Below are 14,579 nucleotides of genomic sequence, written 5' to 3'. Positions count from 1 at the left end.
TTCAAACAACAAAGCCTGGACCCGTCGTGGTGAGTCTTGGGCTTATAGAGTGCTGAACAGCGGAAAAATCCCCATCAGCAAAGCGGCGACCAGTATGCACATGCACACCAGCACTGCCCACTTCAGGGTGAAACGCTGGTGATCACCGAAGTCGATACCGGCCAGGGCCACCAACAGATAGGTCGATGGTACCAGCGGGCTCAGCAAGTGGACGGGCTGACCGACGATCGAGGCACGTGCCATTTCAACCGCGGTTATACCGTAATGGCTGGCGGCTTCGGCAAGTACCGGTAACACCCCGTAATAAAATGCGTCGTTCGACATGAAGAACGTGAACGGCATGCTCACCAGCGCGGTAATCACGGCCAGGTACGGGCCGAGGAAGTCCGGGATGACTGCCAACAGGCTCTTCGACATCGCATCGACCATGCCGGTGCCCGACAGGATTCCGGTGAAGATACCGGCCGCGAAGATCAAGCCGACCACCGCCAGCACGCTACCGGCATGAGCCGCGACGCGGTCTTTCTGCTGTTGCAGGCTCGGGTAGTTGACGATCATCGCGATGCTGAACGCCACCATGAACAGCACCGGCAGCGGCAACAGACCGGCGACCAGGGTGCACATCAGGGTCAGGGTCAGGGCGCCGTTGAACCAGATCAAATTCGGACGACGGGCATCCGGGAATTGCGAAACGCTGATTTCACTGTGGTCGATTTCCTCGCCCACCAGGTGCAGCTCACCCAGGCGCGCACGCTCACGCTTGCCGTAGAAGTAGGCAATCACGAGGATGGCCAGCACCCCGAAAGCCATCGCCGGAATCATGGGTACGAAGATGTCGGACGGGTCCACATGCAACGCACTGGCCGCACGAGCGGTCGGGCCGCCCCATGGCGTCATGTTCATCACGCCACCGGCGAGGATGATCAGGCCGGCCATGATCCGTGGGCTCATGCCGATGCGGCTGTAGAGCGGCAGCATGGCGGCCACGCAGATCATATAAGTGGTCGCGCCGTCACCATCGAGGGAGACGACGAGCGCCAGTACGGCGGTGCCGACCGAAACTTTCAACGGGTCGCCCTTGACCAGTTTGAGGATCTTGCGCACGGCCGGGTCGAACAGGCCGGAGTCGATCATCAGGGCGAAGTACAGAATGGCGAACATCAGCATCACACCGGTCGGTGCGAGCTTGGTGATGCCTTCGAGCATCATCGGGCCGATCTTCGGTGCAAAACCACCGAACAGCGCGAACAGGATCGGGATGATGATCAGAGCGATCAGCGCGGACAGGCGCTTGGTCATGATCAGGAACATGAACGTGATGACCATGGCAAAGCCAAGGAAAGTCAGCATGGGAATACTCCAGGCATAGCGCGGCTAGGGAATGGGCGAACCGGGTGGGTCAGCGCAGAACGGGAAGCACGAGGCGTATGGGCGGAGTGACAGCGAAGCGGCGGGTAGCAGAGGACATCAGGATCACCATTGTTGTTGTTAAATGGGCTGTGCGAGCGATAAAACACTGGCATTGGCCGACCGGTCTGTTGCCGGTAGTGGGGGCGATCCTAATCGGGGAAGCTTTCACCCAGCTTTCGCGGATGAAAGCAGTGACCAGATGTGCAACCGGTCGTCGGACGGGTTTGAAGTCACTGAAAACAGGGCAGGAGGACAAAACATGGGCGAAATTCATACGGGCGGCTGCCATTGCGGGCATCTGCGCTATCAATTCAGCGGGCCTTTGCACGACATCGCCCACTGTCATTGTTCGATTTGCCGACGGGTCAGCGGCGGGATCGTGACCACCTGGATCACCGTGCCCACGTCAGCCTTTGAATGGGTGAAAGGAACGCCAGCGCAGTACGACTCTTCCATAACCTGCGTACGGTATTTCTGCGGCAACTGTGGGGCGCAGCTGGCGCTGGTCTCGCACCTGAGCCCGGACAGCATCGACGTGACCATCGCCACTCTCGATCATCCCGAGCACGCACCCGCCGAAAGGCATATCTGGACTGACAACCGACTGCCCTGGCTGCATCTGGATGAACATTTGCCCGGCGAAGCCGAGGAACAGTTGTAAACTGATCAAAAAATAGACAAGTCCAGTGGCCGAATCGCGCCCATCCAGATGGCGTGCTCGGTGTGGTCGAGCAGATCGTCGCCGGTGTCCGGGTGCAGGAACACCACCAAACCCTTGCGGTTGAGCGCAAGCCAGGGCAGTACGTCGCCGATGTATTGCGGCTCGAACGCCAACTGGCAGCTCCAGTCCGGGTGCGGGCCCACCGGCCGTTCATGGACGCGGCCCATCCTCACTGGAAACAATTGCGCCGCCTGCTCACACAAGGCTCGAGCCTGAGGAAGGGTGGTGGCGTCGAAGTAGACATGGGCGTGGTAGCCCTTGATCCGCTGCATTTGAAACCCTCTGAACCGAGTCGAACTGGCGTTGTTTCCCACAGGTCACACGCCATATACGTAGGAAGAACGGAGCACGGCCATGAAAAATGCCGAAACCCCAGTGGTGAAAGTGGTGCTTTATGGTGCCATGAGTAGCCTGGGCAGTGCGCTGATGGCTGAAATGCTGCGGCGCCAACATGAAGTGATCGCGATTCTCGATGATTTGACGGCGCTCGCGCCGCGCCCGGGATTGCGGACCAAGACCGGTGATTTGTTCGACGCCAAGCGGGTCAAGCAGAGTGTCGCCGGGTGTTCGGCGGTGATCTGTCTGCTGGATGCACCCGGGTTGCCGATGAACAGTGAGCACGTGGAAAAATCCATCGTACCCGGCCCGGTAGAGCAAGTGCTGGCGGTGGATGCTCTGATTGATGGCATGCAGGCCTCAGGGATTGCCCGACTGTTTCTTGTCGGAGATTTCGAGGCACTGGACGATCCGGAGATCGAAGATCAACTGCAACGCCACGCCGCCGAAGAAATCCGCGAAGCCCTGCAAAGCAGCACCTTGCACTGGACGCTGGTGAATGCACCACGCGGGGTGGCCGGGCTGACCATCGAACATTTCAGCCACGTCAGCAGCAGCCTGGAGCCGGGCCTCGCCGAACCGCTTGAGCGGTTGAGCCGGGTGGCCGTGGGGATTGCCGATGAATTGCGGTTGAACCTGCATGTCGGCGAACACGTAACCTTCGTCGCGACTGACGCTATACAGCGATAGACGGCAACGGCAGGCCATTCAACGATTGCGCACTGCTGGCCTGCTCAGCCATCAGCCAGTCCACAAACTGTTGAATCAGCGCACCACGCCGTTTCCGCTGGGGCAGGACCACGTAATAGCCGAGCCTGGAAATCACCGTTTCCGCAATCGGTCGGCATAACAAACCTTGCGCCAGCAAGTTATCCACAAGGTGCCGCCACCCAATCGCCACCCCTTGGCCGCCAATCGCCGCCTGAATCAGCAGCGTGTAATTGTCGAAGCGCAATTGCCCGGGCGCAGGTGCCGAAGCGATCCCCAACTCCCGAAACACGCCGCTCCAGTCGAACCAGTTGCTGCTGTTCTCGCCTCGAAGGTGCAGCAGCGGGAATTCGAGCAATGACTGGGAGGGCAAGGGCAGGGGACGATCCTTCAACAGCAGCGGGCTGCACACCGGAAAGACTTCTTCGCTGAACAGCCAATGGCTTTCGCCCTGCTTGAATCGGCCATCACCAAACAGCACCGCCACATCAATGTCGGTGCGCAGCATATTGAGGCTGCGTTCGCTGGTGACCAGGCTGACGTCCACTTGAGGGTTGGCGGCATGGAAACGGTGCAGCCGCGGCATCAGCCAATACGCGGCGAAGGCAAAGTCGGTGGCAACCTGCAACACCTCATGTTGGTGCTGTGCGCTGATTGCGCTCAATCCTGCATCGATATTCTGCAATCCGAGCTGAACCTGCTCAAACAGGATGGTCCCGGCCTCGGTCAGTTCGATCCCGCGGTAGATCCGGTCGAACAGCCGCGTCCCGAGTTGTTCTTCCAACCGTTTGATCTGCTGGCTGATGGCCGGTTGCGTGGTGCCAAGCTCCACGGCGGCCGCCGTGAAGCTGCGTTGACGGGCCGCTGCTTCAAAGGCACGAAGCAAATCCAGAGACAAATCACCAAGGGCGTCATACATAAGCTGGGCTTATCCTAGTCATTGCCGCGCATGGGCTTTACCACAAATTGCATGGGCTACATGCTCGATCGCAGCACTCTCGCATAAATATTCACTATGGAATGCCGCGATCACATGAAGCGCAAGAATATTCTTTTCATCATGGCCGATCAGATGGCCGCGCCAATGTTGCCGTTCTACGGCCCTTCGCCCATCAAACTGCCTAATCTCAGCCGCCTCGCCGCCCAAGGTGTGGTGTTCGACGCCGCTTATTGCAACAGCCCACTGTGCGCGCCGTCGCGTTTTACCTTGGTGAGTGGTCAGTTGCCGAGCAAGATCGGCGCCTACGACAACGCGGCCGATTTCCCCGCCGATGTACCGACTTATGCCCACTACCTGCGTCGACTCGGTTACCGCACCGCGCTGTCCGGCAAGATGCATTTCTGCGGCCCGGATCAGCTACACGGCTATGAAGAACGCCTGACCAGCGACATCTACCCGGCCGATTACGGCTGGTCTGTGAACTGGGACGAGCCAGACGTGCGTCCAACCTGGTTTCACAACATGTCGTCGGTGCTGCAGGCCGGGCCGTGTGTACGCACCAATCAGCTGGATTTCGACGAAGAGGTGGTGTTCAAGGCCCAACAGTATTTGTTCGATCACATCCGCGAGGATGGCGATCAGCCGTTTTGCCTGACCGTTTCGATGACTCACCCACACGACCCGTACACCATTCCCAAGGCTTTCTGGGATATGTACGACGACGCCGATATCCCATTACCCAAAACCCCGACGCAGACCGAACTTGATCCGCATTCCCAGCGTTTACTCAAGGTTTACGACCTGTGGGATAAACCGCTGCCTGTGGATAAGATTCGCGATGCGCGCCGTGCCTATTTCGGTGCGTGCAGCTATATCGATAGCAACGTCGGCAAACTCCTGCAAACACTCGAGGAAACCGGCCTCATCGACGACACCATCATCGTGTTCTCCGGCGACCACGGCGACATGCTCGGCGAGCGTGGTCTCTGGTACAAAATGCATTGGTATGAAATGGCCGCCCGCGTGCCTCTGTTGATCAGTGCGCCGGGGCAATTCGGGGCTGGCCGGGTCAGCGCGGCGGTCTCCACTGCCGATCTGTTGCCGACCTTCGTGGAACTGGCCGGCGGGTCGCTGGAGCCTGGACTGCCGCTGGATGGCCGCTCACTGGTCTCGCACCTGCAAGGGCAGGGCGGTCATGACGAGGTCTTCGGCGAATACATGGCTGAAGGCACTATCAGCCCGCTGATGATGATTCGCCGCGGCGCCTACAAATTCATCTATAGCGAAGACGACCCTTGCCTACTCTTCGATGTACACAACGACCCGCGCGAACTGGAAGAACTCAGCCAATCGCCGCAACATCAGTCGCTTTTCGATGAATTTCTCGCCGAAGCCCGGGCCAAATGGGATATCCCGGCGATCCACCAACAAGTGCTCGCCAGCCAACGGCGCCGACGTTTTGTCGCCGATGCATTAACCATTGGCAAGCTGAAGAGCTGGGATCACCAGCCGCTGGTGGACGCCAGTCAGCAGTACATGCGCAACCACATCGACCTCGACGATCTGGAGCGTAAAGCACGTTATCCACAACCCTGCCAAAACCAATAATGTTAAGGGGAATGCCATGCGTAGGTTATCCACAGCAATGACGGTCGGGCTTCTGGCTCTGGGCAGTGCATCGGCGTATGCCGATCAGAGTTGCGAGACGGTGAAAATGGCCGACCCTGGCTGGAGCGACATTGCCGCGACCAACGCCATCACCGGGTTTCTGCTGGACGGCATGGGCTACAAGGCCAAGGTCGACACGCTTGCAGTGCCGATCACCTTTGGCGGCTTGAAAGATGGCCAGGTCGACGTGTTTCTCGGTAACTGGATGCCGGCGCAACAGGGTTTCTATGACAAGTTCGTGGCCACCGGCGATGTCACGCAATTGGCGAAGAACCTCGATGGCACCGAATTCACGCTCGCGGTCCCGGATTACGTCTGGGATGCGGGTGTGCATAACTTTTCCGACCTGAACAAATACGCCGACAAGTTCGACAAGAAGATCTACGGCATCGGCTCCGGCGCTCCCGCCAACATCTCCTTGCAGGAAATCATCAAGAAGAACGACTTCGACATGGGCCAGTGGAAACTGGTCGAGTCCAGCGAGCAGGCCATGCTGGCCGAAGTGTCTCGCGCGGTGAAAAAACAGAAGTTCGTGACCTTTCTCGGCTGGACCCCGCACCCGATGAACGTGCAACTGAAAATGCATTACCTCAAGGGCGGCGAGAAGTACTTCGGCGACACCGGCAGTGTTCACACCTTGACCCGCAAAGGTTATGCACAGGCCTGTCCCAACGTAGGCAAATTGCTCACCAACCTGAGTTTCACCCAGGAAATGGAGAACAGCATCATGGCCGAGGTGGTGAACAAGAAGGTCAGCAATGCTGATGCGGCCAAGGCGTGGATCAAGGCGAATCCGGCTGTGCTGGATAAGTGGCTGGACGGGGTGAAGACAGTGGATGGGAAGGATGCGCTGGGGGCGGTGAAAGCGAAGCTTTGATCGGGTGATGCTGGATTCTGTTTCTGGCTCAGGGTCTCCCCCCTCACCCCCGCCCTCTCCCCATAGGGGAGAGGGGGAAAGGGAGCAGATTTCCGGTGTTTTTCAGAACTGAGCTCACCTCGTTATCGCAGGTCGCAGTATTCCGAACATTCAACACGGTCAGTCCCCTCTACCCTCTGGGGCGGTCCGACGTTTCGGGAGGGTTAGGGTGAGGGGTGGATTCTTCTGACAACCCCTCACACCCTGCTACCCTTGCGCAAACCCCCACCCGAGAGGACCCATGGCCTTCCCAAGCCGCCATTCGCTCTTCCCCTTCCTTAGCTGGTTGCCGCGGCAAACCCGCGCCAGTGTCGGTCGTGACCTGATTGTCGGCCTGAGCGGCGCGATTCTCGCGCTGCCGCAATCCATTGCCTACGCGCTGATCGCCGGTCTCCCACCTGAATACGGTCTGTATGCGGCGATTATCCCGGTGCTGATCGCGTGTCTCTGGGGTTCTTCGTGGCACTTGATCTGCGGTCCTACGGCGGCGATTTCTATCGTCTTGTACGCCAGCATCAGTCCGCTGGCCGTTCCTGCGTCAGATGACTACGTCACCCTGATCCTGCTTCTGACGCTGCTTGCCGGCATTTTCCAGTGGCTGCTCGGTTTGCTGCGCTTCGGCGCCTTGGTGAATTTCGTCTCGCACTCGGTAGTGCTGGGTTTCACCCTCGGCGCGGCGGTGGTGATTGCCATCGGCCAACTGCCAAACCTGCTGGGGCTGGAATTGCCCAACCAGGCAACAGCGCTGAACAGCTTGATGATGCTGTTCAGCCATCTCGGCGAAGTGGATAAACCTTCGTTAATGCTGGGCTTCGCGACGGTCGTCGTGGGCGTGATCCTCAAATGGCTCCTGCCGCGCTGGCCGACACTATTGATCACCCTGGTGCTGAGCGGCTTGCTGGTCTGGCTCTGGCCATCAATGCTGGGTCATGTGAAGTTGGTCAGCGCATTTGTCGGGCGGCTGCCGCCCTTCAGCCCGCTGCCGCTGGATCTGGACCTGATTCTGCGCCTGTTACCTAGCGCGGTGGCGGTGGGCATGCTCGGGCTGGTCACCAGTCTGTCGATTGCCCGCTCCTTATCGGCCCGCTCCCAGCAGTTGCTCGACGCCAACCAAGAGGTCCGCGCCCAGGGTTTATCGAACATGGTCGGTGCGTTTTTTTCCGGATCGCTGTCAGCCGGTTCCTTCACCCGCTCGGGCCTGAGCTATGAAGCGGGTGCCTGCTCGCCAATGGCCGGCGTTTTTTCGGCGTTGTGGGTGGCGCTGTTCGCCATCTTCGGCGCAAATTTGATCGCGCACATTCCGATCCCGGCCATGGCCGGCAGCATTTTGTTGATCGCCTGGGGGCTGGTGGATCATCGCGGCATTCGCGCGTTGTTGCGGGTCAGCCACGCCGAGTTCCTGGTCATGGCGCTGACCTGTGTCGCCACGCTGCTGCTGGAATTGCAGACCGCGATCTACGCCGGGGTGCTGGCTTCGCTGTTCTTCTACCTCAAACGCACCTCGCAACCGCGAGTTCAGCATTGGCGTGAGGGGGATGAAGACATTCTGCGGGTTGGCGGTTCGATCTTTTTCGGCGCCAGCCATTACCTGCAAGTACGCCTGCAACGGATGCACGGCGCGCGCGTGGTGATCGAAGCGCAGCAGATCAACTTCATCGACTATTCAGGGGTGGAAATGCTGCATCAGGAAGCGCGACGGCTGCTGCGCCAGGATCGCAGCCTGACCCTGCGGCGCGCGCGGCCTCAGGTGGTGGAAGAGTTGCGCAAGCTGGAAGGCGCGGAGAAATGTCCGATCCGGTTTGAGGACTGAAAAGATCACAGCCTTCGGCATCTCCTACAGGATGCACTTCGATCCCGTGTAGGAGCTGCCGAAGGCTGCGATCTTTTGACCTTAAAGCGCGAGCTGGCGGCGAAGTTCGGCCAGCACCGGCGCCGTATCCGGTCGCACACCGCGCCACAGATAGAAGGCTTCCGCCGCCTGTTCGGCCAACATCCCCAAGCCATCCATCGACACCGCCGCGCCATGTTCACTGGCCCAACGGCAGAATGAGGTCGGCTCCTTGCCGTACATCATGTCGTAGCACACCGTTTTGCCCGGCTCGATCAAACTGCTGGCAATCGGCGGTACTTCGCCTGACAGACTGGCGGACGTCGCGTTGATGATCAGGTCCACCGACTCCTTCAACCAATCAAAACCACTGGCCGACACCGGCCCCAGGTCCGCGAACAATTCCGCCAACAGCTCGGCTTTTTCCACCGTGCGGTTGGCGATGATCACCGAAGCGGGTTGCTCGGCCAGCAACGGCTCCAGCGCACCGCGCACCGCGCCACCGGCACCGAGCAGCAGGATGCGCTTGCCCTTGAGGCTGAAACCGGCGTTGACCGTCAGGTCCCGCACCAGTCCGGCGCCATCGGTGTTGTCGCCCAGCAGGCTGCCATCAGCGAGTTTGCTCAGGGTGTTTACCGCACCGGCGCGTTGCGCCCGCGCCGTCAGACTGTTCGCCAGACGATAGGCTTCTTCCTTGAACGGCACCGTCACATTCGCCCCGCGGCCTTCGAGGAAAAACGTCCGGGCGCACGTGGAAAAGTCGTCGAGGGGCGCCAGCAACGTGCTGTAGTCGAGTTTTTGAGCTGTCTGTTCCGCGAACAGACGGTGGATCAGCGGCGACTTGCTGTGGCCAATCGGGTTACCGAATACGACGTAACGGTCCATCAGGATTCCTCGTTCAGGCCTTGGCCAACCAATCGCGGTCTTGCAGGAAGTACTCGGTCAGCCGTGCTTCTTCGCTGCCCGGCTCGGCTTTCCAGTCGTAACCCCAGCGTACTTGCGGCGGCAGAGACATCAGGATCGACTCGGTACGCCCGCCCGATTGCAGACCGAACAGCGTGCCGCGATCGTAGACCAGATTGAATTCAACGTAGCGCCCACGGCGGAATTCCTGGAATTCACGCTGTTTGGCGGTAAACGCATCATTTTTGCGGCGCTGCACGATCGGCAGGTACGCGTCGATGAACGCGTCACCGATGGCACGCATGAAGGCGAAACTCGTATCGAAGTCCCACTCGTTCAAGTCATCAAAGAACAGGCCGCCGATGCCGCGCGGTTCGTGGCGATGCTTGATGTGGAAGTAGCTGTCGCACCAGGCCTTGTAGCGTGGGTAAACATCCGGACCGAATGGCGCGCAGGCCTGCTCGGCGACGCGGTGCCAGTGCACGCAGTCTTCTTCATTGCCGTAATAAGGGGTCAGGTCGAAGCCACCGCCGAACCACCAGACCGGTTCTTCGCCTTCTTTTTCAGCGATGAAAAAGCGCACGTTGGCGTGGGACGTCGGCACATACGGGTTATGCGGGTGAATGACCAGCGACACGCCAAGGGCTTCGAAGCCACGTCCGGCCAATTCTGGCCGATGGGCGCTGGCGGAGGGTGGGAGACCGCTGCCGAAGACGTGGGAAAAGTTGACGCCGCCCTTTTCGATGACCGCGCCGTTTTCGATCACCCGGGTGCGACCGCCACCGCCGGCAGTCCGGGTCCAGGCGTCTTCGACGAACTGCGTGCCGCCGTCTTCAGCTTCGAGGGCCGCGCAAATGCGGTCTTGCAGGTCGAGCAGGTAGGCTTTTACGGCCTCGGTGCGGGTTGTCATGTCATCACCTTGAATCGGGCAAAGCTACGCGGCGCTCCATGGGAGCAGGGCCGGCGCAAATGGGCGCGTAGCATAACATCGCAGATGGACCTGCCGCAGTTGACGAAGATCAAGCATGGGAGTTCGATAGGGAGCTTCGCGCTACAACCCTAGTAGCTAAGACCTAAGGAGAGTTCTGATGGCTAAGCGTATCCAGTTCCGCACCCATGGCGGCCCTGAAGTACTCGAGTATGTTGACTACCAACCCGCCGAGCCCGGCCCGCAGCAGGTTCGCGTGACCAATAAGGCCATCGGCCTGAATTTCATCGACACCTATTACCGCAGCGGTCTCTATGCACCGCCAGCCCTGCCATCGGGCCTGGGCTCGGAAGGCGCGGGCGTGGTCGAGGCGGTGGGCAGTGAAGTCACCCGGTTCAAGGTGGGTGATCGCGTGGCGTATGGCAGCGGACCGTTGGGCGCCTACAGCGATGTTCACGTGTTGCCGGAGGCCAATCTGGTGCACCTGCCGGACGCGATCAGCTTCGAACAGGCCGCGGGCGTAATGCTCAAGGGCCTGACCGTGCAATACCTGCTGCGTCAGACCTATGAACTCAAGGGTGGTGAAACCATTCTGTTTCACGCGGCAGCCGGTGGTGTCGGTTCCCTGGCCTGCCAGTGGGCCAAAGCCTTGGGTGTGAAGTTGATCGGTACCGTCAGCTCACCGGAGAAAGCTGCTCTTGCCAAGGCCAACGGCGCCTGGGCAACCATCGATTACAGCCATGAAAACGTCGCACAGCGCGTTCTGGAATTGACTGACGGGAAAAAAGTCCCGGTGGTGTACGACGGCGTGGGCAAGGACACTTGGCTGACTTCGCTTGATAGCGCGGCGCCTCGCGGTCTGGTGGTGAGCTTCGGCAATGCGTCGGGTGCGGTAGACGGGGTGAACCTGGGAATTCTGTCGGCGAAGGGTTCGCTGTACGTGACCCGGCCTACGCTCGCGACTTACGCCAACAACGCTGAAAACCTGCAACGTATGGCGGATGAACTGTTCGAGATGATCATCAGCGGCAAGCTGAAAGTGGACATCAGCCAGAAGTATCCATTGGCCGAAGCGGCGAAGGCGCAGACCGAGTTGTCGGCACGACGCACGACGGGTTTGACTGTTTTGTTGCCTTGACGGACGCCATCGCGAGCAAGCTCGCTCCCACAGTGGATCGTTGTCGAACACAAATTCTGTGTTCACTGAAGATCTCCTGTGGGAGCGAGCTTGCTCGCGATGAACGATGACGCGGTCTTAATCCGGGCGCAAAACCTTGCCGGTCGCCAGATCGCGGATCACGCTCGGGTTCTTGCGTCCCCCGAGGTTACCGCCCAGCACCAAATCAACCTGCCCACGGAAATATTGCTCCACGCGAATTCGCGTGCGCGCCGCCGGCCGGCCCTGTGGATTGGCCGAGGTCGACACCAGCGGCCCGACCAACGCACACAAATCCCGCACCTGCGGGTGATCGCTGACCCGCAGCGCCACCGTTTCATGCACACCGGTAATCCACTGGGGCAACATATTCTGATGCGGCACCAGCCAGGTGTTCGGCCCTGGCCAGGTGCTGGCCATGCGATCCATCCACAATTCAGGAAAGTCTTCGAAGAGGAAGTCGAACTGGCGAATGTTGTCGGCCACCAGAATCAACCCTTTTTCCACCGACCGCCCCTTGATCGCCAGCAGACGGTAGACCGCCTCTTCGTCCCACGGGTCGCAACCCAGACCCCAGACCGCTTCGGTTGGGTAGGCAATCACGGCGCCTGCGCGAATGGCTCGTGCGGCTTGTTGCACACGCCAACTGTTGACCATGAAAAAACTCTCCGGAATAAGGCTCTGCGCAGTTTACCGATCTTCCTTATAAAACCTAGCTCACCCGCGCAAACCAGCGCCCGCTTTCGCAGACCGCACGGCCGTCCATTTCCAGTTCCGTCAGTGCCGCCAGCACTTTCGGCAAGGCCCAACCGCTGGTGACAGACAACGCTTCACTGGTATGCGGCGCGGCATGCAGCAGTATGAGCAACGGATGTGTCACCGCTGGCGTTGCTGTGGATAACGGCAACTGCTGCCAGCCGCGCAACGCTTCGAGGATATGCTCGATGGTTTCCACCAGCACTGCACCGTCGCGGATCAGTTGATGACAACCCTTTGCACCAGGGTGGTGGATCGACCCGGGAATCGCATACACCTCGCGCCCTTGTTCCGCCGCCAGCCTCGCGGTGATCAATGAACCACTGGCGACACTCGCCTCGACCACCAGCACGCCCAGGGATAACCCGCTGATGATCCGATTGCGCCGGGGGAAGTTACTGGCGGTCGGTCCGGCGTCCAGCGGGAACTCCGAAAGCACTGCGCTGCCCGAGGCGATCATGGCGTCTGCCAGCCGTCGATTGCGCTGTGGATAAAACTTTTCAAGACCCGTGCCAAGTACACCGACCGTTCGCCCGCCCACGTCCAAAGCGGCTTGATGCGCGGCGGCATCAATGCCCAGCGCCAAACCGCTAGTAATGACAAAACCGGCGCCCGCCAGACTGCGGGAAAAGGCCGCGGCGGTGTCCATGCCCGGCCGCGAAGCGCGACGGCTGCCGACCATCGCCAGCTGCGGTTTTTCCAGAATGCCAGGATCGCCCGCCACGAATAACAGCGGCGGCGCATCACTGATTTCCGCCAGCAGTGCCGGATATTCAGATTGGTCCCACATCAGTAAATGCTGGTCCGGACGCTCTAGCCAGGCCAATGCATGGCTCGCGCCATCACGGATTTCACTGGAGCGCCTGGCCTCTGCGCAAGCGAGGGGCAAACCCAGCGAACGCCAGGCACTGGCCGGTGCGCTGATAGCCTTGGACGCCGAGCCGAAGGCCTCAAGCAATTTCCTGAAACGCGCAGGGCCGATTTCCGGCAGGCGATGCAAACGTAAACGAGCTTCCAGTTCCGCAGGGGAAACCGGTGCAAAAGCAGACAGCGACATGGATCATCCTTGATCGTTATGAGCCCCGTTCAAACGGGAATAAGCTGTGGATAACTCTGTTGGTAACTTGTGGAACCTGCTAAGGATTTCGCACCTTGTCCAGCACCGCCAGGGAGCGTGATGCGTAGAGCACCAACCCGTAACTGAGCTTGTCATAGGTGCGGAAAACCATCAGCAAACCGGCACGCTCATCCGGGATTTTCAGTGGTTGACCGGTGATCCGGTCACGCACGGTTTCACCGGTTTTCATCACCACCAACACGTTGCCTTCGACCAGGCCATCGCGCTGGCCCTTGTTCAGCGTGACCACATCCAGCGCGCCAATTTGGGTAACCCCGCGCGGCACGTCGATGATCAACCCGTTGATCTCGGATTTTGGCGCACTGGGCATGAAGGTCGAGTTGATGGAGCGCTCTTCACCGCTGAACAAGCGGTCGCCGATGCGGACTTCCTGGGTGGTGCGTTGCAGCGCCAGGGTGGCAACGTCGCCTTCGGTGGCCACAATCTCGCCACCGCCGATGTCGTCGGCATTGATCCCCAAAAATTCTTTACTGACAGGATCGGTGTAGACCTTGCCCTGACGGAAGATGCCGTAAACCGGCTGGGCCGGGTCGAAGTGGCCGCGGGCGAAGATCCGGTCACCGGTGCCACTGAGCACGCGCTCGGCATCACCGGCAACGATGTAGGGCGCCTTGTCGAAATCCTCGACCTTGTCGACGATGCGGTTGCTCAGCAGAAAGCTGTTGATCGATTGCAGCGGAATGCTCGGGATCGCGTCGGCAACCGGGCTACTGCGAATGCGTGGCGAAAGCTTGATGGTGCCCCTGGAAGCGCCACGGTTGAGGGTCAGGCGTGGCTGCCCATTGACGTAGACCAGCGACAGCGAGTCGCCGGGGTAGATGAGATTGGGGTTTTCGATCTGTGGATTGGCCTGCCAGAGCTCCGGCCATTTCCAGGGCTCACGGAGAAATTTCCCCGATATGTCCCAGAGTGTGTCACCGGATACCACGGTGTATTGCTGTGGAAAACCTTCCTTGAGTTGCACTTGCCCGTGCGCAAAACCGGCCGAGGCCAGAAGGAGCAAGGCGAGTAGTGATTTCCTCATGCGGTGAATCCCTTTATTATGTGCATTCGCGTAGAACGCCAGAGCCCTCGTGGCTCGCTCCTGACTCTTTACCAAAAAGAGAAGGAAGCTACGTTTTACAACGGTAGCCTGCATCTTCGGACCCGCCAGGCCATCGACCCGACATTA

14 protein-coding genes are annotated in these 14,579 nt (G+C 59.8%); 6 read left to right on the top strand and 8 right to left on the bottom strand.

All coding sequences use genetic code 11. From position 1 onward, the window contains the following. Positions 1-42: 42 nt before the first annotated feature. A complete protein-coding gene (locus EAH74_RS03360) occupies positions 43-1,350 on the bottom strand; it encodes a CitMHS family transporter (protein ID WP_123367440.1) in 1,308 nt (435 codons plus the stop codon). A gap of 319 nt (positions 1,351-1,669) precedes the next feature. Between EAH74_RS03360 and EAH74_RS03355 the strand changes: the two genes are divergently transcribed. Beyond that, positions 1,670-2,071 (top strand): GFA family protein, encoded by a 402-nt coding sequence (locus EAH74_RS03355; protein WP_140675932.1) that lies wholly within the window; start codon positions 1,670-1,672, stop codon positions 2,069-2,071. Between the two features lie 5 nt (positions 2,072-2,076). Here EAH74_RS03355 and EAH74_RS03350 read toward each other — a convergent pair whose 3' ends face one another. Next, positions 2,077-2,403 (bottom strand): DOPA 4,5-dioxygenase family protein, encoded by a 327-nt coding sequence (locus tag EAH74_RS03350; protein WP_140675929.1) that lies wholly within the window; start codon positions 2,401-2,403, stop codon positions 2,077-2,079. Between the two features lie 82 nt (positions 2,404-2,485). Here EAH74_RS03350 and EAH74_RS03345 point away from each other — a divergent pair, with 82 nt between their 5' ends. Beyond that, complete coding sequence (locus EAH74_RS03345; protein WP_140675925.1) at positions 2,486-3,157, top strand: NAD(P)-dependent oxidoreductase; 672 nt, start codon at positions 2,486-2,488, stop codon at positions 3,155-3,157. Here the strand turns inward: EAH74_RS03345 and EAH74_RS03340 are convergent. Further along, positions 3,144-4,094, bottom strand: a complete 951-nt coding sequence (locus tag EAH74_RS03340) for a choline sulfate utilization transcriptional regulator (RefSeq protein WP_095126794.1) — start codon at positions 4,092-4,094, stop codon at positions 3,144-3,146. The two genes, EAH74_RS03345 and EAH74_RS03340, sit on opposite strands and share 14 nt — an antisense overlap. 114 nt (positions 4,095-4,208) lie before the next feature. Between EAH74_RS03340 and betC the strand changes: the two genes are divergently transcribed. From betC to EAH74_RS03325, 3 genes are all read left to right on the top strand, one after another. Further along, on the top strand, positions 4,209-5,723 hold the full coding sequence (betC, locus tag EAH74_RS03335) for a choline-sulfatase (protein ID WP_140675922.1): 1,515 nt from the start codon (positions 4,209-4,211) through the stop codon (positions 5,721-5,723). Between the two features lie 16 nt (positions 5,724-5,739). Further along, positions 5,740-6,660 carry a choline ABC transporter substrate-binding protein gene (gene choX, locus EAH74_RS03330; protein ID WP_008155658.1) on the top strand — a complete coding sequence of 307 codons (921 nt, stop codon included), beginning with the start codon at positions 5,740-5,742 and terminating at the stop codon, positions 6,658-6,660. Positions 6,661-6,940: 280 nt separating this feature from the next. Beyond that, on the top strand, positions 6,941-8,509 hold the full coding sequence (locus EAH74_RS03325; protein ID WP_140675918.1) for a SulP family inorganic anion transporter: 1,569 nt from the start codon (positions 6,941-6,943) through the stop codon (positions 8,507-8,509). 81 nt (positions 8,510-8,590) lie between these two features. Here the strand turns inward: EAH74_RS03325 and aroE are convergent, their stop codons facing one another. Both aroE and hemF read right to left on the bottom strand, forming a co-directional pair. Then, positions 8,591-9,412 carry a shikimate dehydrogenase gene (aroE, locus tag EAH74_RS03320; RefSeq protein ID WP_140675915.1) on the bottom strand — a complete coding sequence of 274 codons (822 nt, stop codon included), beginning with the start codon at positions 9,410-9,412 and terminating at the stop codon, positions 8,591-8,593. A gap of 13 nt (positions 9,413-9,425) precedes the next feature. Next, positions 9,426-10,340, bottom strand: coding sequence for an oxygen-dependent coproporphyrinogen oxidase (gene hemF, locus EAH74_RS03315; protein ID WP_140675911.1), 915 nt, complete (start codon positions 10,338-10,340; stop codon positions 9,426-9,428). Positions 10,341-10,518: 178 nt separating this feature from the next. Between hemF and EAH74_RS03310 the strand changes: the two genes are divergently transcribed. Next, positions 10,519-11,496 (top strand): NADPH:quinone reductase, encoded by a 978-nt coding sequence (locus EAH74_RS03310; RefSeq protein WP_140675907.1) that lies wholly within the window; start codon positions 10,519-10,521, stop codon positions 11,494-11,496. A 117-nt stretch (positions 11,497-11,613) separates the two neighbouring features. Here EAH74_RS03310 and EAH74_RS03305 read toward each other — a convergent pair whose 3' ends face one another. The 3 genes from EAH74_RS03305 to EAH74_RS03295 form a co-directional block, all read right to left on the bottom strand. Continuing rightward, complete coding sequence (locus EAH74_RS03305; protein WP_140675902.1) at positions 11,614-12,171, bottom strand: L-threonylcarbamoyladenylate synthase; 558 nt, start codon at positions 12,169-12,171, stop codon at positions 11,614-11,616. A gap of 55 nt (positions 12,172-12,226) precedes the next feature. After that, positions 12,227-13,327 carry a DNA-processing protein DprA gene (gene dprA / locus EAH74_RS03300; protein WP_140675899.1) on the bottom strand — a complete coding sequence of 367 codons (1,101 nt, stop codon included), beginning with the start codon at positions 13,325-13,327 and terminating at the stop codon, positions 12,227-12,229. A gap of 79 nt (positions 13,328-13,406) precedes the next feature. Further along, on the bottom strand, positions 13,407-14,432 hold the full coding sequence (locus tag EAH74_RS03295; protein ID WP_140675896.1) for a LysM peptidoglycan-binding domain-containing protein: 1,026 nt from the start codon (positions 14,430-14,432) through the stop codon (positions 13,407-13,409). Positions 14,433-14,579: the final 147 nt, after the last annotated feature.

It is taken from the genome of Pseudomonas mandelii (genome assembly GCF_006438925.1).
Classification (GTDB): Bacteria; Pseudomonadota; Gammaproteobacteria; order Pseudomonadales; family Pseudomonadaceae; genus Aquipseudomonas; species Aquipseudomonas mandelii_C.
Note: the sequence above shows the minus strand (reverse complement) of the source record. Positions and strands in the feature narration are given on the sequence as shown.